18 protein-coding genes are annotated in these 17,696 nt (G+C 69.3%); 3 read left to right on the top strand and 15 right to left on the bottom strand.

Annotated elements, in window-relative coordinates:
* Positions 1-55: 55 nt before the first annotated feature.
* Both ACIBG5_RS00960 and ACIBG5_RS00955 read right to left on the bottom strand, forming a co-directional pair.
* Positions 56-412, bottom strand: coding sequence for an iron-sulfur cluster assembly accessory protein (locus tag ACIBG5_RS00960; protein WP_131350966.1), 357 nt, complete (start codon positions 410-412; stop codon positions 56-58).
* 158 nt (positions 413-570) lie between these two features.
* The gene (locus ACIBG5_RS00955; RefSeq protein ID WP_396389367.1) at positions 571-1,665 is read right to left on the bottom strand and encodes a glycerate kinase; all 1,095 of its coding nucleotides are present in this window, start codon (positions 1,663-1,665) and stop codon (positions 571-573) included.
* A gap of 62 nt (positions 1,666-1,727) precedes the next feature.
* On the opposite strand from ACIBG5_RS00955, the gene ACIBG5_RS00950 reads away from it, so the two are divergent.
* The gene (locus ACIBG5_RS00950) at positions 1,728-2,129 is read left to right on the top strand and encodes a VOC family protein (RefSeq protein ID WP_396389366.1); all 402 of its coding nucleotides are present in this window, start codon (positions 1,728-1,730) and stop codon (positions 2,127-2,129) included.
* Between the two features lie 4 nt (positions 2,130-2,133).
* Here ACIBG5_RS00950 and ACIBG5_RS00945 read toward each other — a convergent pair whose 3' ends face one another.
* The 8 genes from ACIBG5_RS00945 to ACIBG5_RS00910 all read right to left on the bottom strand — a co-directional run bounded on the left by ACIBG5_RS00945 (position 2,134) and on the right by ACIBG5_RS00910 (position 10,459).
* Positions 2,134-2,982: an SRPBCC domain-containing protein gene (locus tag ACIBG5_RS00945; protein ID WP_396389365.1), complete on the bottom strand. Its 849-nt coding sequence runs from the start codon at positions 2,980-2,982 to the stop codon at positions 2,134-2,136.
* On the bottom strand, positions 2,979-3,833 hold the full coding sequence (locus ACIBG5_RS00940; protein WP_396389364.1) for an FAD binding domain-containing protein: 855 nt from the start codon (positions 3,831-3,833) through the stop codon (positions 2,979-2,981). Before ACIBG5_RS00940 ends, ACIBG5_RS00945 begins: the two co-directional genes overlap by 4 nt.
* Positions 3,830-6,214 carry a xanthine dehydrogenase family protein molybdopterin-binding subunit gene (locus ACIBG5_RS00935; RefSeq protein WP_396389363.1) on the bottom strand — a complete coding sequence of 795 codons (2,385 nt, stop codon included), beginning with the start codon at positions 6,212-6,214 and terminating at the stop codon, positions 3,830-3,832. Before ACIBG5_RS00935 ends, ACIBG5_RS00940 begins: the two co-directional genes overlap by 4 nt.
* Positions 6,211-6,681, bottom strand: a complete 471-nt coding sequence (locus ACIBG5_RS00930; RefSeq protein ID WP_360440022.1) for a (2Fe-2S)-binding protein — start codon at positions 6,679-6,681, stop codon at positions 6,211-6,213. The genes ACIBG5_RS00935 and ACIBG5_RS00930 overlap by 4 nt, the downstream gene beginning before the upstream one ends.
* A 72-nt stretch (positions 6,682-6,753) precedes the next feature.
* Entirely contained in the window at positions 6,754-7,875 is a 1,122-nt protein-coding gene (locus ACIBG5_RS00925) for an XdhC family protein (protein WP_396389362.1), read from the bottom strand.
* The gene (locus ACIBG5_RS00920; RefSeq protein WP_396389361.1) at positions 7,868-8,962 is read right to left on the bottom strand and encodes a VWA domain-containing protein; all 1,095 of its coding nucleotides are present in this window, start codon (positions 8,960-8,962) and stop codon (positions 7,868-7,870) included. Before ACIBG5_RS00920 ends, ACIBG5_RS00925 begins: the two co-directional genes overlap by 8 nt.
* Before the next feature lie 6 nt (positions 8,963-8,968).
* On the bottom strand, positions 8,969-9,844 hold the full coding sequence (locus ACIBG5_RS00915; RefSeq protein WP_396389360.1) for an AAA family ATPase: 876 nt from the start codon (positions 9,842-9,844) through the stop codon (positions 8,969-8,971).
* A gap of 39 nt (positions 9,845-9,883) precedes the next feature.
* Positions 9,884-10,459 (bottom strand): NTP transferase domain-containing protein, encoded by a 576-nt coding sequence (locus tag ACIBG5_RS00910; protein WP_396389359.1) that lies wholly within the window; start codon positions 10,457-10,459, stop codon positions 9,884-9,886.
* 82 nt (positions 10,460-10,541) lie between these two features.
* On the opposite strand from ACIBG5_RS00910, the gene nadA reads away from it, so the two are divergent.
* Positions 10,542-11,723 carry a quinolinate synthase NadA gene (gene nadA / locus ACIBG5_RS00905; protein WP_396389358.1) on the top strand — a complete coding sequence of 394 codons (1,182 nt, stop codon included), beginning with the start codon at positions 10,542-10,544 and terminating at the stop codon, positions 11,721-11,723.
* Here nadA and ACIBG5_RS00900 read toward each other — a convergent pair.
* The 5 genes from ACIBG5_RS00900 to ACIBG5_RS00880 all read right to left on the bottom strand — a co-directional run bounded on the left by ACIBG5_RS00900 (position 11,720) and on the right by ACIBG5_RS00880 (position 15,773).
* Positions 11,720-12,907, bottom strand: a complete 1,188-nt coding sequence (locus ACIBG5_RS00900; protein ID WP_396389357.1) for a glycosyltransferase family 4 protein — start codon at positions 12,905-12,907, stop codon at positions 11,720-11,722. The genes nadA and ACIBG5_RS00900 overlap by 4 nt on opposite strands.
* The gene (locus tag ACIBG5_RS00895) at positions 12,907-13,323 is read right to left on the bottom strand and encodes an adenylyltransferase/cytidyltransferase family protein (protein WP_396389356.1); all 417 of its coding nucleotides are present in this window, start codon (positions 13,321-13,323) and stop codon (positions 12,907-12,909) included. The genes ACIBG5_RS00900 and ACIBG5_RS00895 overlap by 1 nt, the downstream gene beginning before the upstream one ends.
* Positions 13,323-14,051, bottom strand: coding sequence for a CDP-alcohol phosphatidyltransferase family protein (locus ACIBG5_RS00890; RefSeq protein WP_396389355.1), 729 nt, complete (start codon positions 14,049-14,051; stop codon positions 13,323-13,325). Before ACIBG5_RS00890 ends, ACIBG5_RS00895 begins: the two co-directional genes overlap by 1 nt.
* Positions 14,048-14,473 carry an adenylyltransferase/cytidyltransferase family protein gene (locus ACIBG5_RS00885; RefSeq protein WP_396389354.1) on the bottom strand — a complete coding sequence of 142 codons (426 nt, stop codon included), beginning with the start codon at positions 14,471-14,473 and terminating at the stop codon, positions 14,048-14,050. Before ACIBG5_RS00885 ends, ACIBG5_RS00890 begins: the two co-directional genes overlap by 4 nt.
* Positions 14,474-14,570: 97 nt before the next feature.
* Complete coding sequence (locus ACIBG5_RS00880; RefSeq protein ID WP_396390750.1) at positions 14,571-15,773, bottom strand: glycosyltransferase family 4 protein; 1,203 nt, start codon at positions 15,771-15,773, stop codon at positions 14,571-14,573.
* Between the two features lie 142 nt (positions 15,774-15,915).
* On the opposite strand from ACIBG5_RS00880, the gene ACIBG5_RS00875 reads away from it, so the two are divergent.
* Positions 15,916-17,541: a right-handed parallel beta-helix repeat-containing protein gene (locus tag ACIBG5_RS00875; protein ID WP_396389353.1), complete on the top strand. Its 1,626-nt coding sequence runs from the start codon at positions 15,916-15,918 to the stop codon at positions 17,539-17,541.
* Positions 17,542-17,696 lie beyond the last annotated feature (155 nt).

Raw genomic sequence — 17,696 nt, 5'->3', positions numbered from 1 at the left:
GTCCGGACACGACGAAGCCCCCGGCACCAACAGGTGCCGGGGGCTTCGAGGAGGCTCAGTTGAACGAGTCGCCGCAGGCGCAGGAGCCGGTGGCGTTCGGGTTGTCGATCGTAAAGCCCTGCTTCTCGATCGTGTCGACGAAGTCGATCGAGGCGCCCTTCAGGTACGGCGCACTCATCCGGTCCGTGACCACGCTCACGCCGCCGAAGTCGGCCACCACGTCACCGTCGAGCTGACGCTCGTCGAAGAACAGCTGGTACCGCAGCCCGGAGCAGCCACCCGGCTGCACGGCGACCCGCAGCGCGAGGTCGTCGCGGCCTTCCTGCTCGAGCAGCGCCTTCACCTTGGCGGCGGCCCCGTCGGTGAGGAGAACACCCGTGGCGACGGTCTGCTCGGTCTGCGCTTCAGTCATTCCTGACTCCAGTCATCTCGTGAGCGCCCGGCTGCTGTGTGGGCAAGCAGCCGCGCGCGGAAAGTCCGCTGTCATTTCGGACCAACAAGCGCCGATCCGGAACCATTCCCATGGTCGCACACCAATTTCCAGGATCAACAACCCCGGTCGCAGGGTGATCAGCGGGCCCAGGTCCGGGCGACACGCTCCGCAACCGCCGCCAGGGAGCCGTGCGGGTCGGCGAAGGCGCGCTCCTCCCCCACCGCGTCGACCAGCGAGTACGCCGACTCGACACCCATCGTGCGCATCTCGCGGGAGCCGATCTGGACCTTGCCGGCCAGGACCACGCACGGGCGCATGGCGTCGTTCGCGACCTTCGCGACGCCGGCGATCACCTTGCCGTCGCGGGACTGGAAGTCGAACGCGCCCTCACCGCTCAGCACCAGGTCGACCCTCGACGCCTTCTCCTTCAGGCCGGTCAGGTCGGCGACCAGGTCGATGCCGGAGATGCGCTCGGCGCCGAGGAGTAACAGCGCGTAGCCGAGACCACCGGCGGCGCCGGCGCCCTTCTGGTCGGCGGTCTTCCGGCCCGCCAGCTCGGCGAACCTGGTCAGCCAGCCGTCGACCGCCGGCTTGTGTTCGTCGGTGATGCCCTTCTGGGAGCCGAAGATGTTGGTCGCGCCGCGCAGACCGAGCATCGGGTTCTCCACGTCACTCGCCGCGACGAACTCGATCCCGGCCATCCGCTCCCGGGCCGGCTCCAGGTCGACGGCGGTCAGCTCCGCGAGCCCGGTGGCACCGGCGTCCAGGCGGCCTCCGGTCGCGGTTGCACCGAGCGCCGCCAGCAGTCCGGCGCCCGCGTCGTTCGTCCCGGAACCGCCGAGTCCGAGGATGATCCGCTTCGCACCGGCCTCCACCGCGGCCGCGATCAGCTGACCCACGCCGTACGTCGTCGCGTCCTCGGGCCGGCGTTGCTTCGGCTCCACCAGGTGCAGGCCGCACGCCTGCGCAGTCTCGACGTACGCCGTTTCGCCCGCGAGCAGCACGGTCGCCGGGGTGTCGTCGCCCAGCGGGCCACGGACGGTGACGGACAGGAGCGTCCCGTCGACGACGGCGGACAGCACGTCGATGAACCCGGGACCGCCGTCGGCCATCGGCGCGACCAGCACCTCGGCCTGCGGATCCCGCCGCCGCCACCCTTCCTCGATCGCCGCGGCCGCCTCGACGGCCGTCAGCGTGCCCGCGAACTTGTCCGGCGCAATCAGCACTCGCATGCCGATATCCTCTCCCACGGGCTGCGTTGACGTGCGCGCGTGCCGTCAGTTGGATCGTCAACATGAAGACAATCCTCTTCGCGTTGCGCGTGAGTGACCTCGAACGTTCGCTCGCCTTCTACCGGACCGTTGGCTACACCGAGCTCACTACGGTCCCGTTCGAGGACGGGTCCAGCCTGGTCTGGCTGAAACTGCCCGACGAGCCGGCGGTGTCGCTCGAGCTGGTGCACCGCCCGGCCGACGGGCCGGTTGTCCTGGGCGGGTTCGCACACTTCGCGATCGAGGTCGAGTCGCTGAGCGCAACCGTCGACCGGCTGAGCGCTGCTGGTCTCGAGCCTGGCGCTGTCGAGTTGCCAGGAGGTCAGGACGGTCCGAAGACGTCGTGGGTGACAGACCCCGACGGCTACCGCATCGAGCTGGTCGAGTGGCCACCCGGCGGCCCACCCACCCCCGAGCAGCCGTGACCAGTCAGCGGCGGAACAGGCGGCGGAGGACCAGAGCCACAACTGCCCCGATCAGGTAGGGCCGGACGCGCCGAGCCAGTACCGGCAGCATGGTCGCAGCCAGGTTGAGCGCCGGCGGCTCAGAAGCCGCGCCGGAAGCGGACGATGTACCGAGGTCCGAGGTAGGTGCTGATGGGTCAGCGGGCTGATCCGCACCGGCAGCCCGCGCTGGGCCTGCGGGCTGGGCTGGGTCCGCGGGCTGGGCTGGGTCCGCGGGCTGGGCTCGGTCCGCGGGCTGGGCTCGGTCCGCGGGTTGGGCTGGGCCGGCGGGCTGGGCGTGGGCAGTGGGTTCGGTGGAGGGAGCGGACGCCGCCGGACTCGCGGAGGTGGTGGAAGAGGCGGACGCCGCCGGAGTCGCGGGGGTGGTGGGGGTTTGGAGGGTTGTGGTCAGGCAGGTGGTGAATTGGTCCAGGAGGCGGTCGGAGACTTCTTGGATGAGGCCTCGGCCGAATTGGGCGGGGCGGCCGGTGATGGTCAGGTCGGTGTCCACGGTGACCTGGGTCGACGTGGCGTCGGCCGCGCTCAGGCGGGCGACTACCCGGACGCTGGCCGTGCCGTTGCCCCGGCGGTCCTTGCCCTTGGCCTCGATCACGGCGTGATGGTCGGACTCGTCGCGCTCGACGAACGTGCCGTTGCCGGAGTACAGGAGTGACACCGGCCCCAGCTTCACCTTGCAGGAGCCGGTGAACTCGTCACCCTCGGCCGACGTCAGGGTGGCGCCGGGAAAACACGGCACCACCCTTCCGAGGTCGTTGAACGCGACCCACGCCTCGTCGACGGGAGCCGGTACGACGAACTTGTGCTCGAGCTTCATCCGGTCCCCGCCGCCGCGAGCACCGCACGCCGCGTCAGCACCGACGCGAGATGCCGCCGATAGTCGGCATCACCATTGAGGTCGGAGACCGGAGACGTCCCGTCGGCCGCCCGGGCCGCGGCCTCGCGCACGGCCTCCGGGGTCGCGGGCCGACCGACCAGCGCGGCCTCGACCGCGCTCGCCCGGATCGGGGTCGAGCCCATGTTGGTGAGCCCGACCCGCGCCTCCGCGATCGAGTCCCCGTCCAGCCGAACCGCGGCCGCCACGGCCACGATCGACCATTGCTGCGCGACCCGGTTGAACTTCTCGTAGTGCGCGCCCCAGCCGGTGTACTTCGGTACCCGCACCTCGACCAGCAGTTCGTCCTCGGCGAGCGTCGTACTGAACACGCCCTGGAAGAAGTCGGCAGCGGCCTCGGTACGTCGGCCGTCCGGGCCGGCGATCACGAACGACGCGTCGAGGGCGACCGCGACAGCGGGCAGGTCACCGGCCGGGTCGGCATGCGCCAGCGAACCGCCGAACGTACCGCGGTGCCGCACCTGCGGATCGGCGATCGTTGCCGTCGCCAACGACACCAGCCGGGCGTGCTCTCCGACCAGCGGATCGGCTTGCACCGTGCTGTGCGGGGTCATCGCACCGATGACCAGCGCGTCGCCGTCGTCGCGGACGCCCTGCAGTTCGGCGATCCGCCCGATGTCGACAATCGTCTCGGGCGCCGCGAGGCGTAGCCGCAGGACCGGCGTCAGGCTCTGGCCACCGGCCAGCACCTTCGCGTCGGGCTGCTCGCGCAGGAGCGCGACCGCTTCGTCGACCGTCGACGGCGTGAAGTACTCGAAAGCTGCCGGGATCATGACCGCGCCCCTTCCTGCAAGGCCTTCCAGACCCGGTACGGCGTACAGGGCATCGGCACGTCCGACACGCCGAGGTGACGGACGGCGTCGACAATCGCATTGACGACAGCAGGCGTCGAGGCGATCGTGCCTGCCTCGCCGACACCCTTCACGCCGAGCTGGTTCGTCGTCGAAGGAGTCTCGGTCCGGGCGGTGGTGAACGACGGCAGGTCGGCCGACGACGGGACCAGGTACTCGACGAGGGACCCGCTCACCAGGGTGCCGGTCTCGTCGTGCACGGCCTCCTCGAAGAGCGCCTGCGCGATGCCCTGCGCCAGACCGCCGTGGACCTGACCCTCGACGATCATCGGATTGACGACAACCCCGACATCGTCGACGCTCACGTACGACCGGATCGTGGTGGCACCGGTCTCGGTGTCGACCTCGACCGCACACAGATGCGTACCGTGCGGGAAGGAGAAGTCCTCCGGATCCAGCGTCGCGTCGGCATCCAGGCAACCTTCCGCGGAGCCGTCGAGCTTGTGCCCCTGGAAGACCGCGAACGCGAGCTCGGCCATCGTCATCCCCGACTCGGTTCCGCGGACGCCGTACCGGCCGCCCGCGAACTCGAGGTCGTCGACATTTGCCTCCAGCAACTGTGCCGCGATCGGCTTGGCCTTCTCGATCACCCGGTCGGCCGCGGCGAGCACCGCCATCCCACCGACCGCCAGCGACCGCGAGCCGTAGGTGTCCAGGCCGCGCGGCGCGACCTGCGTGTCACCGTGCAGTACTTCGATGTCCTCGAAGCCGACGCCGAGCCGGTCGGCCACGATCTGGCTCCACGCGGTCTCGTGTCCCTGCCCGTGCGGACTCGTCCCGGTGATGACCTCGACCTTTCCGGTCGGCAGCATCCGGATCGCCGCGTGCTCCCAGCCACCACCGACGTACCCCATCGAGCCGAGCCAGCGCGACGGCGCCAGCCCGCACATCTCGGTGTACGTCGAGACGCCGATGCCGAGCTGGACCGGGTCGCCGGACTCCCGGCGCTTGCCCTGCTCGGCGCGCAACTCGTCGTACCGGAAGAGCTCGCGGGCCTTCGCGGTCGCGGCCTCGTAGTTGCCGGAGTCGTACTTCAGCCCGGACACCGTCGCGAACGGGAACTCCTCGTGCTTGATCCAGTTCCGCTCCCGGATCGCCAGCGGGTCGGCCCCGACCTTCGCGGCCAACTCGTCCATCAGCCGCTCGACCGCGAACGTCGCCTCCGGCCGGCCCGCGCCGCGATAGGCGTCGGTCCAGGTCTTGTTCGTGAAGACGTTCGTGCACTTCAGGTGGTACGACGGGAACTTGTAGATGCCGTTGTACATGAAGGCCCCGAGCAACGGGATCGCCGACGTGACCAGGCCGAGGTAGGCACCCATGTCGGCCAGCAGTTCGACCTTGAGACCGGTCACGTCGCCGTCGTTGGTCGCGGCCAGCGTCAGCTTCTGCCACTGGTCCCGGCCGTGGTGGGCGGCCATCAGCGACTCGGACCGGGATTCGGTGTATTTACAGGGCTTCCCGGTCCGCCGGGCCGCGATGACGGTGAGCACTTCCTCGGGGGTGAACTGGAGCTTGCCGCCGAACCCGCCGCCGACGTCCGGCGCGATCACCCGGATCTTGCTCTCCGGGATGCCGAGCACGAGCGCGATGAAGATCTTGACGAAGTGCGGTACCTGGGTCGACGACCACACCGTCATCTGTTCGGGCGTCGGATCGACGACAATCGACCGCGGTTCAATGAACGCCGGGATCAGCCGCTGCTGGCGGATCTCCTTCTCGATCACGATTCCGCCGTCGCGGGCGGCCGCGATCGCGGCCTCGACATCGCCACCGGTGCCGGCCGAGGCCGAGTCGAACGACCACACCGCCGACACGTTGGTGCCCAGGTCCGGATGCGCGAGCGACGCGTCGGTCGCGGCCTGGCGCAGGTCGAGGACGGGCGGCAGTTCCTCATAGTCGACGTCGATCAGGTCGGCGGCGTCGTTCGCCTCGGCCGCGTTCCGGGCCACGACCATGGCAACGATCTCGCCGGCGAACGCGACGTGGTCGACCGCCATCGACGGGTGTACCGGTGCCTTCTGCTCCGGCACGATCGCCCAGGCGTTCGGCAACGCACCCTGCTCGTCGGCGATGTCGGCCCCGGTCAGTACGGCGACCACCCCGGTGGCGGCCCGGGCGGCCTCGGTGTCGATCGCGGTGATCCGCGCATGCGCGAACGGGCTGCGCACCATTGCCAGGTGCAACATGCCCGGAAGCACGATGTTGTCGGTCCAGCGCGTCCGGCCGGTGACGAGGCGGGCGTCCTCCTTGCGCCGGCGCGGGCTGCCGACCTCTGCGGCCGGGCGTGCCTCGGTGGTGGTCATTGCGCACCTCCCGCAGCGGCGGCGGCGCGGACGGCCTTGACGATGTTCTGGTAGCCGGTGCACCGGCAGAGGTTGCCTTCGAGCCCGAGCCGGACGTCGTCCTCGGACGGGTCCGGATTGTCGGCCAGCAGATCGATGGACTGCATGATCATTCCTGGCGTGCAGTAGCCGCACTGCAACGCGTGGTTCTCGTGGAAGGCCTGCTGCATCGGATGCAACTGCCCATTGGCCGCGAGACCCTCGATCGTCGTCACCTCGTGCCCGTCGGCCTGGACCGCGAACACCGAGCACGACTTCACACTCCGGCCGTCCAGGTGAACCGTGCAGGCTCCGCAGTTGCCGGTGTCACAGCCGACCACGGTCCCTGTCTTCCCCAGTTGCTCGCGCAGATAATGCACGAGCAACGTGCGCGGCTCCACTTCGTCCGTGAAGCTGCTTCCGTCGACCTTCACCGTGATCCGGGTCATCGCCCGCCTCCAGAAGTGAGCCAAGTCGTCCGTCCGATCCTGCTCTCCTGTGATGTCCACCACAAGAGATGTTCAATGGTGAATCGGTCCTGCCACCGTCGACAGCCGGTCGCCGGCACCGCCCCACCGCAGGGCGATGATCTCGGCTGCGATGCTGACCGCGGTCTCCTCCGGCGTCCGCCCACCGAGGTCGAGACCGATCGGGCTCGCCAGCCTGGCCAGTTCCTCCTCGGTCAGTCCCGCCTCGAGCAGCCGCTTCACGCGGTCGTCGTGAGTCCGCCGCGAGCCCATCGCCCCGATGTAGGCCAGCGGCGGCAACCGCAACGCCACCTCCAGCAGCGGTACGTCGAACTTCGGGTCGTGGGTCAGCACACAGATGACGGTCCGTCCGTCGATCCGCCCGGCCTCGGCCTCGGCCTTCAGGTAGCGATGCGGCCAGTCGACAATCACCTCGTCGGCCGACGGGAACCTCGACGCCGTCGCGAACACCGCCCGCGCATCGCACACCGTCACCCGATATCCCAGGAACGATCCGAGCTTCGCCACCGCCGCAGCGAAGTCGATCGCACCGAACACCAACAGTCGCGGCACCGGCGCGTGCGACGACACGAACACCCGCATCCCCTCGCCGCGCCGCTGCCCGTCCGGCCCGTACTCCAACGTCTCAGTCCGCCCGCTCGCCAACAGCCCGCGCGCGTCGTCGGCCACCGCGTCGTCGGCCCGCGATGACCCGAGCGTCCCCGCAATCGGCTGACCGACCGGGCGCACCACCATCCGGCGACCGACCCTTGCCGGATCGGGATGCGCGATCACGGTCGCCACCGCCACCGGCCGCCCGGCCTCGACGTCGGCCGCCACCTCTCCCAGCTCGGGGTACGACGAGCGATCGACTCGCTCGACGAAGATGTCGATGATCCCGCCACACGTGAGCCCGACGGCGAACGCCGACTCGTCGCTCACGCCGTACCTCTGCAGCATCGACTCGCCGGACTCGAGGATCTCCTCGCCCAACTGGTACACCGCGCCCTCGACACACCCTCCTGACACGCTGCCGACCGCCTCCCCCTCAGGCCCGACCAGCATCGCCGCACCCGGCGACCGCGGAGCCGACGAGAACGTCGCGACAACAGTGCCCACGGCAACCGACTCGCCCGCGCGCCACCACTCCATCAATCGCTCGAGCACATCACGCATCGGCAACCACCTCCAGGAGATCGGCAAAACTGGCCAGGCTGTGCCCCGCGACGAGTTCGTCCAGATACGGGAGCACCGCAACGATCCCGGTCTGCACCGGCAGGTATCCGGGCTTGCCGCGATGCGGATTCAGCCAGACCACCCGATGCGCCAGCGCAGCTAGCCGCTGCACCTGTGCACCGAGCAACGTGGTGTCGCCGCGTTCCCAACCGTCGCTGCACACCACCACGATCGACCGGCGCGCCATCCCTCGCTGGCCCCACCGGTCGAGAAACACCTTGAGCACTTCACCGAGCCGGGTGCCACCCGACCAGTCCGGTACGACGCTCCCCGCCGACCGCAGCGCGGACTCCGCATCGCCTCGGCGCAACGCCGGAGTCACCCGGGTCAACCGAGTCCCGATGGTGAACACCTCCACCGACCGTGGAGCTCGCTGGACCATCGTGTGCGCGAGCCGCAACAGGCTGTCGGCGTACGGGCGCATCGAACCGGAGACATCGACCAGTACGACGACCCGGCGCGGTCGGGTGCCGCGGCGACGGTAGCGGACGCGGGCGGGCTCGCCGACCTGCCGCAGTTGGGCCCGGAGCGTCCGCCGTGGATCGATGTCGCCGCGATGTGATGGACGTCGCCGGACAGTACGACGTACCGGGATCCGGGGCCGCAGGGACCCGAACAGTCGGTTCAGGTGGGCCCGATCACTCGAGGACAGTTCGGCGACGTCGCGGTGCCGGAGGACTTCCGTCGTACTCGCCGAGGCGTTCGACGACTGGTCGCCGTCCTGGCTTCCCGCACTGTCGTCCACCTCGAGGGCAGCCTGCACCGAGGACTGCGCCGTCGTACGCCGGGCCGCGCCGTTCGACCGTTCTCCGGAGAACCAGGCGGCGAACACCTCGTCGTACCGGGCGGTGTCGTCGGGTCCCGTGCACAGGGCGGCGCGGCCGGCCCAGTAGACATCCGCGGTAACGCCCGCGTCGAGCGTGGCGACCGCTTGGAGGAAGAGCTGCACCCGATCGGAAGTGACCGCCAGTCCCGCGTGCCGGAGCGCCGACGCGAAGCCGGCCAACGCGAGATCTGGTGCGGCCATCTGTCCTCAGCTCCCCAGTAACCGGTCCAGTGATTCGCGCACCCGGTCGGTGTCCTCGCGGTACTTGAGCACGGCTCCCAACGTCGCCGCCGCGGTCTCCACGTCGAGGATCTCGGTGCCGAGGGCATCGAGTGCGCGAGCCCAGTCGAGCGTCTCGGCCACCCCGGGCGGCTTGAGCAGATCCAGCTCACGCATCCGCTGCACCGAGCGCGCCACCTGCTCGGCCAGCCGGTGCGAGACCTCCGGCAGCCGGGTGCGGACGATCTCGACCTCGCGGGCCAGGCCCGGGTGGTCGATCCAGTGGTACAGGCAACGCCGCTTCAGCGCGTCGTGGACCTCGCGGGTGCGGTTCGAGGTGAGTACGACGATCGGCGGGGTCTCGGCGGTGATCGTGCCGAGTTCGGGGATGGTGACCTCGTACGTCGACAAGACCTCGAGCAGGAACGCCTCGAACTCGTCGTCCGCGCGGTCGATCTCGTCGACCAGCAGCACCGCCGGGCTCTCGCGGAGCGCGCGCAGCACCGGGCGGGCGAGCAGGAAGCGCTCGTCGAACAGCGACTTCTCGACCTCTTCGACGGCCGGGTCCGAGCTGGTCGCCTCGACCGTGCGCAGGTGCAGGATCTGGCGGGGGAAGTCCCAGTCGTAGAGCGCCTGGGTCGCATCGATGCCTTCGTAGCACTGCAGCCGGATCAGCTGCAGGTCGAGGGCTTCGGCGATCGCCGCGGCCAGGGAGGTCTTGCCGGTGCCGGGCTCGCCTTCGAGCAGCAACGGCCGGTGCAGGGCGAGCGCCAGGTACCCGACCGTGGCCAGGCCGTCGCCGGCCAGATATCCGGTTCCGCGCAGCCGCTCGGCGAGCTCTCCCGCGGAACCGAACAAGTTCATCTTTTCAGCATCCCGCAGCGGCGACGCCGTTGCCAAGGCTCAGCCGGGGTGATGTCCGTCCGGCAATTGGTGCACCGTGTCAACGTCGGCACCCTCTGCGACATCCGCACATTCAGCCTTTTCTGCTTGATGTTTCCGCAGATACTCCCGGGCTCCGCTGTCCCCCTGCGCAGTTGCGATGATCCCATCCCAGTGGTCCCGGCCCAGGAACACCGGGTGCCCCGGCTGGCCGTCGTACACCGCTCGGACCAACGCCGAGCGGTTCCCCGTGACCCGGCGTACCGCGGCTGCCGTGAGGCCTGGGACGTCGACCGGTACGACGACCACTCCGTCGACATCCTGCGGTGACGCCTTCAACCCCGCCCGGAGGGAGGCGCCCATCCCCTCGTCCCAGTTCGTTGCCTCGACCACCTGGACGGGCTCGTCGGCCAGGACCGCTCGGACCTGGTCGGCGGCGGCGCCGATGACGACCAGGACCGGAGCACAGCCGGAGTCGGCCAGGAGGCGGGCGGTCCGGACCACCCACGCCAGGCCGTCGGGGTCGCGGATCAGCGCCTTGGGTGTGCCCATCCTGCGGCCGGCACCGGCGGCGAGGACGAGGCCTGCGATCTTCACAACCGGAGAGTACCGATTTCACAGTCTGGGCAGTGATGTGCACCACGCGGCGAGGGGCACGCGGCATGGCACGATGTTTGACGTGACGACGATCGCGGACGGCCCGAAGTCCCTCCCGCTGCTGTTCCTGGGCCAGAGCACCGACCCCCACTCCGAGCGCGGGGTCGAGTGCCCCGGAGCGCTTCCTCCCGCCTCCGACCCGGACCTGGTCGAGCGCGCGCTGAAGGCCAAGGCGACCCTCGGCGACCAGGTGTTCGTGCTCGGGCACCACTACCAGCGCGACGAGGTGATCCAGTTCGCGGACGTCACCGGTGACTCGTTCAAGCTCGCCCGCGACGCCGCGGCCCGGCCGGACGCGCCGTACATCGTGTTCTGCGGTGTGCACTTCATGGCCGAGTCCGCCGACATCCTCACCAACGATCAGCAGACCGTGATCCTGCCGGACCTCGCGGCCGGCTGCTCGATGGCGGACATGGCCCGGATCCAGCAGGTCGAGGCGGCCTGGGAAGCGCTCGCGGACGCTGGTGTCGCGGACGTGACCGTGCCGGTCACCTACATGAACTCCAGCGCCGACATCAAGGCGTTCTGCGGCCGCAACGGTGGAGCGGTCTGTACGTCGAGCAACGCTGACACCGCGCTCGAGTGGGCGTTCGAGCAGGGCGAGAAGGTGCTGTTCCTGCCCGACCAGCACCTCGGGCGCAACACCGCCGTGCTGAAGATGGGCATCTCGCTGGACGAGTGCGTGGTGTACGACCCGCACAAGCCGGGTGGCGGGCTGACCCGTGAGCAACTGGCCGCGGCGAAGATGATCCTGTGGCGCGGGCACTGCTCGGTGCACGGCCGGTTCACCGCTGCATCGGTCGACGACGTACGGGCGCGCGTCCCCGGCGTGAACGTGATCGTGCACCCGGAGTGTCAACACGACGTCGTGTTGAAGGCCGACCTGGTCGGCTCGACGGAGTACATCATCCAGACCCTCGAGACGGCCGAGCCCGGTACGTCGTGGGCGGTCGGCACCGAGCTCAACCTGGTGCAGCGGTTGGCCAAGCAGCACACCGACAAGAACATCGTGTTCCTGGACAAGACGGTCTGCTACTGCGCGACGATGAACCGGATCGACCTGCCGCACTTCGTCTGGGCGCTGGAGAACCTGGTCGCCGGCCACGTGGTCAACCCGATCACGGTCGATGCCGACACCGAGAAGTACGCCAAGCTGGCCCTCGACCGCATGCTCGCTCTCCCGGGTAAGACCGCCCAGGACTAGGACGAAACGCGGGCCGGGGCGTACCACTCGGCGAGAAGGTCCGGGAGGCGGTCCGGACCCCAGCGGTCGACTGGAGTGATGCGGCCGTGGAGGGACGCAAGGCCCTTGGCGAGCTCGCCGACCACGTCGCCGCGCCAGGAGACCACGGCGCCATCTTCTGGGCCGACGATCACCGCGGGGCCGCCGCGGTCGACGCACACCACGGGGCACCCGGACGCCAACGCCTCGGTGACGGCCCAGCCGGCGGCCTCGCGGAGGGCCGGGGCGAGCAAGGCGTCGGCGCGGAACATTGCTGCCAGTACGTCCTCGCGCGGTAGCTGACCCATGAACTCGACCCGGTCGCGGACGCCCAGCTCCTCCGCCAGGTGCTCGGCGCGTCCCCAGTCCGGACCGTCGCCGATGATCCGCAGCTCCCAGTTCGCCGCCTCGGGACGCGCCAGCGCGCTGATCCCGAGCAACACGCCTTTCCACGGGATCAGCCGGCCGACGAACAGCGCGGTCTTCACCCCGGGCGCACCGAACGGTTCGTACGGGCCGGACGCGGTGAACCGCCGGATCGCGACGTTCGGCTGCACCACGATCTCGCGCGCGTACGGGCGGAAGGCCTCGGCCACATCCTTGTTCTGGGCAACCATCAGGTCGGCCTTCTGGGCCAGCTTCCGGCCGGTGAGGCGACGCCGGATGCCGGTGTAGGTACGCCGTACCAGCTCGGCCACCAATCCACGCGGCCCGAGCCAGTGCGCCATCGACAGCGGCGCGGTCGTCGATCCGCCGACCGGTCCCCAGATCACCCTCGCGGACGACTCCTCGACGACGCCGGCCTGCATCCAGTCGACCGCGAACGTCAGGTGGTGGATCACGTCGAACGAGTGCTCCGCATGCAACTGGCGCGCCGTACGCCGGGCCAGGCCCTGCCACAGCGGGTAGTACCAGTACACGTCGGCCGGGCGGCGACGCAGCCGCAAGACCCACTTCGGCATCTCAAGCGGTACGACGGTCAGCGCCGGAACCGGCCGGATCGCGAGCTCCTCGGCGATCTCGTGGGCGAACTTGCCCCGGGTGAGCAGCCAGACGTCGTGGTCCCGCGCCGCGGCCTTCGCCCAGGCCCAACCGGCACCCGGCTCCGACCCGCCCTTGGGCCGGCACGCGTACGCGCTGAGCAGGACCTTCGGCCGGGTCGGCATCAGCCCATCCCCTCCAGCAACCTGCGCAGATCCGTGCTCGAGGTGGACGCGGTGTACGGGAAGTAGTGCACCGACGCACCGACCTCACCGAGCAACCGCTCCAGCCGGGTCCCCTTCTCGGTGCCCTTCCAGTCGTCGCCCTTGAACAGGACGTCGTACCGGAGTTGCTTCCACATCTCGAACTTGTCGCTGGACCAGTCGCTGACCACCTCGTCGACCAGGCCGATCGCCCGGACGACCTCCATCCGCTCGTCGTGCGGCACCACCGGTGGTCGGCCCTTGATCCGCGCGACCACGTCGTCCTCGACCACACCGGCGATCAGGTGATCGCAGTGCTCTCGGGCCTGGCGCAGAATGTTCAGGTGGCCGATGTGGAACATGTCGTACACACCGGGTGCGTAGCCGACGATCCCCATCAGCCCACCCCCGGCTGCAGGGTCGCCATCTCCCGGTACCACTTGGCGATCGCAGCCGCCAGGAACACCAGGTTGGCCGCGAGCAGGGCGCCGTACAGCACGATGAACAGCGACGGGGTGCCGAAGGCCAGGAACACCAGGCAGAGGACGCCGTAGTCGGTCGGTGCGATGAGCAACGACTTGACCACCGAGTCGCCGCGCTGGTTGGGCTGCTGCGTCACACCGTGGCGCCGGCGCAGCTGGTCGATCAGGATCAGGCCGAAGAACAGCACCGACGACATGCAGACGTAGCCGAGCGGGATCAGCAGCAGCAACTCGTTGCTGAAGGCATCGAAGCGGAAGAACGAGATGAGTACCGCGCTGTGCAGCAGGACGATCTTGACCGCGTCGATCATGTGATCCAGCCACTCGCCCAGCGGCGATCCGCCACCGCGCAGCCGGGCCAGCTGGCCGTCCGCGGAGTCGAGGCCGTAGCCGAGCACCAGCAGCGCGGTCACGATCAGCGCGAGCCCGAGCGACGGCCGGACCGTCGCAACCAGCACGATGCCGATCAACGAGCAGAAGCCGGACGCGAGGCTCACCTGGTTCGGCGTACGCCGGCCGAGGAACGCCGCGGCCGCGAAGACCCGGCCGATCCGCCGGTTGACGAAGCGCGAGTACGCCGGTGTCCCGGCTGACGGCTTCTGAGCCCGGGACAGCTGACCGACGACCTCACCCAGGGCGGTCATGCGACGGAACTGCGCGACTGCCGCTGATCGATGGCGGCGCGCAGGATCGGGCTGCGGGATCCGCGACCGGCCGGCAGGACGCTGACCAGCTCGCCCGGTATCCCGGCGAGTTCGTCCACGCCGAGCACGCCGTCGGTACCACTCGCAGCGAACACGGTCTGTACCCCTACTACGCCGGTCAGCCAGTCGGACCGTACGCCGTCCACCACAACCACCTCGTCGACGCAGCGCAGGTGCTCGATGATCTGGATGCGCTCCGGCAACGGCACGAACGGCCGCGTACCCCACGCGTCCATCGCCCACTCGTCGGTCAGTACGCCCACGACCAGCCGGTCACAGGTCTGCCCAGCCCGTCCGAGCACGTCGAGATGCCCGACGTGGAACAGGTCGAAGACTCCGGCCAGAAATCCGATCCGCGACAAACTCTGATCCCCCAGTGGCTCCGGGCAGGAGCCGTCTCTCGATGAGCCTCGACGGCCCGGTACGACGCGTCCCCCCGCGTCAGCGGCACTATACCGGTCAGTCACGGTCAGCCCGGCGTCCCCGACGCGTCCGCCCGCCCTCGGCGTGCCGCGCGATCGCATCGGTGTAGATCCTCTCCGTGGCCTCGAGGTCGCGCTCCGGGGTGAAGCGGTTGAGATAGACCTGTCGGGCTCGTTCGCCGAAGGCTATCGAAGTCCGGGGATCGGTCACCAACCCCAGGGCTTTGCGCAGCCCTTCCGGGTCGCCGGGCTCGGTCAGGGCGCCGGTCTCGCCGTCGTCCACCAACTCCGCCAGCGCTCCCAGCCGGGATGCGACCACCGGCACCCCGTGCGCGAACGCCTCCACCACCACGAGACCGAAGCTCTCATACGAACGCGCCGGTACGACGGCGGCGCGCGCGGACCGCAGTACTTCCATGCTGTCGGCCCACGAAAGTTGACCAAGTACCTGAATTGACAGGTCGTGCCGAGCGCGCTGCTCCGCCTCGGCGCGGAGCGTGCCGTCGCCGACGACGATCAGCTTCCCGAGCGAGGAATCCCACGCCTGCAGGAGATCCGCGAAACCCTTGTCGTCCTCCAGGCGGCCGAGGAACACGACCGCATCGCCGGCACCGCTGCGAACCTGCCCGGAGTGCGGGACGGCATGCGGCTTCACCGCGAACAGCTCGGGATCGAAGCCACCGGCGACGTACCGGTCGCGGACGAACTCCGACGGCGCGACGAGAGTGGTCACGTACCGCTGCCAGGTGTGCAGGGTGTTGTGGACGCCGATGCTCGTGGCCAGGGGCAACGTCTGCACCCGCGACTCGCGATAGCAGCTGTGCACCACACCGGCCCACGGAAGCTTGCCGACACAGGACTCGCACGGCTTGCCGTCACGCTGCAGGACTGCGTTGGCGCACATCAGCCGGAAGTTGTGCAGCGTCGCCACCACCGGAAGGCCCAGCCGGTACGCCGCTCGCAGCACCGAGGGACTGAACAGCGGGAACGTGTTGTGCACGTGCACGACATCGGGCCGATTTTCCTGCAATAGAAGTGTTAAATCGCGTTCGGCCGAAAATGACCAGACGGAGCGGAACGGTAACAGAGTGCGATCTTTTCGGCTCATCGCGGCGATATCGTCGCTGTTCCGGGCGTACAGGTCGACCTCATGTCCTGAGTTACGCAACAAATCAACCGTTTGCGCGACCACGGTGTTCTCGCCACTGGGTTGACCGGTCCGGTAACGGTTGTGCAACATGGCGACCCGCATGGCACTACCTTAAGTCTCGCGGTGGCTACACCTGGTTTCAGGGACCGCAACCCCGGAGGGTGCATTGAGGAAGTTGTGGTTCGCAGCGCTTATCGCTGCTGCGCTGTCAGTCGTTACGATCGCGCTCCCGGTGATCGCCAACGAGAACAAGGCGACAACCACCGCCAAGTCTCGTCAGGCGCGCGACACAGCCGCTTCCGGTGTGCTCCCCTCACACCGCGCACCCAAGCCGACGGCCACGCACCCGGCGACGTCGCCGCCGAAGGCCACCACCAAGCCGCCGTCGAAGAAGCCCACCACGCAGCCCAGCAAGCCGCCGTCCACCGAGCCGACCTCCCCCACCGGCCCGACGGTCCCCACGGCGGACGAGGGCGACGCCGGTCCGGCCTTCGCCGGTCCCTGCAGCGGCGTGGTGATCAAGCCTGGTGACGACGCCCAGTCGATCGTCAGCGCCAAGCCCGCCGGGACGACGTTCTGCTTCGCGGCCGGTCTGCACCGGATCTCCGACACGATCCGGCCGAAGGCGAACATGACGCTGGCCAGCGCGGCTCGCGCCGTACTGACCGGATCCGTCCCGCTGACCGGCTGGACCAAGTCCGGCTCGGCGTGGGTGGTGCGTGGCGCACTGCCGGCGGCGTACGGAGCGAGTGGGCAGTGTGAGGACAACGTCTCGAACATCTGCCACCTGCGGGAGCAGTTGTTCCTCGACGGCGCGCATCTGACCCGGGTCGGCAACACCTCCAAGGTCGCGCCGGGCACGTTCTACGCCGACTACGGCGCGAACGCGATCTACCTCGGCGACGACCCCGCCGGCCACTCGGTCGAGATGTCGAAGACATCGACCGCGATCGAGTCCGGGTCGACCGGTGTCGAGGTCCGTGGGCTCACCATCGAGCACTTCGCCAGCGCGCCGCAGGCCGGCGCCCTGGTCTCCGGGCCGGCCTGGAAGGTGGCGGCGAACGATGTGCGCTGGAACCACGCCGTCGGCGTGATGCTGGTCAAGGCGAACAACACCAAGGTCGAGAAGAACCTGATCCGCGACAACGGCCAGCTCGGCCTCGGGCAGTACAGCTCGGCCGACGCGACGGTGACGCGGAACGTGATCAGCTCGAACAACACCGACGGGTTCTGGATCGCCGACTGGGAGTCCGGCGGGATCAAGTCGACCCGCTCATCCGGCACCGTCAGCGGCAACCTGATCAAGGCCAACCGAGGCGTGGGGATGTGGGCCGACGTCGCCGACGACGGCCGGGTGATCAGCTCCAACCAGATCATCGGCAACTCCGCCGACGGGATCCGCTACGAGATCAGCCGGAAGGGGACGATCGAGAACAACACAATCACCAACAACGGCTTCGGCACCGGGCGCGGTTCGGGTACGTCGCTGTGGGACGGCGGCGGGATCAACATCAACACGTCGTCCGGCGTCACCGTCCGCGGCAACGTGGTCAAGGGCAACGTCAACGGCATCGCGATCCAGTCGCGGACCCGCGGCACCGGCCCGTGGGGCACGTACCTGCTGCGCGACATCAGCGTCACCGGCAACACGATCGAGATGACCGGCGGTACCCAGAGCACTGGCATCGTGAAGAACTCGGGCGCCGAGGTGCCCGACGGCGAGGTCGTGTTCAGCGGCAACAAGTACGTCCTCGACGTCCTGGGCGCCAAGCGCTTCTCGATGTTCGGCGCCAAACTCACCGCCGACGGCTGGCAGAAAGCCGGCCTGGACCTAGTAGGCAGCTTCCTCGCCAACTGACCACCGCTGGCACGGCATGCGCGAAGCGCTCAGGCGCGAGGACGTGCGGGTCGAGGAGAACGAACCCGGTCGGTGACCTCTGGCGGAGCGCTCCCGAGGTCCGGGTCCGGGCCCGGGTCGGGGTCGGGGTCCGGGCCCGGGTCCGGGTCGGGGTC

This window comes from Kribbella sp. NPDC050241 (assembly GCF_044459685.1).
GTDB lineage: Bacteria > Actinomycetota > Actinomycetes > Propionibacteriales > Kribbellaceae > Kribbella.
The sequence above is the reverse complement of the archived record's forward strand: the minus strand, read 5'-3'. Positions and strand labels throughout refer to the sequence as shown.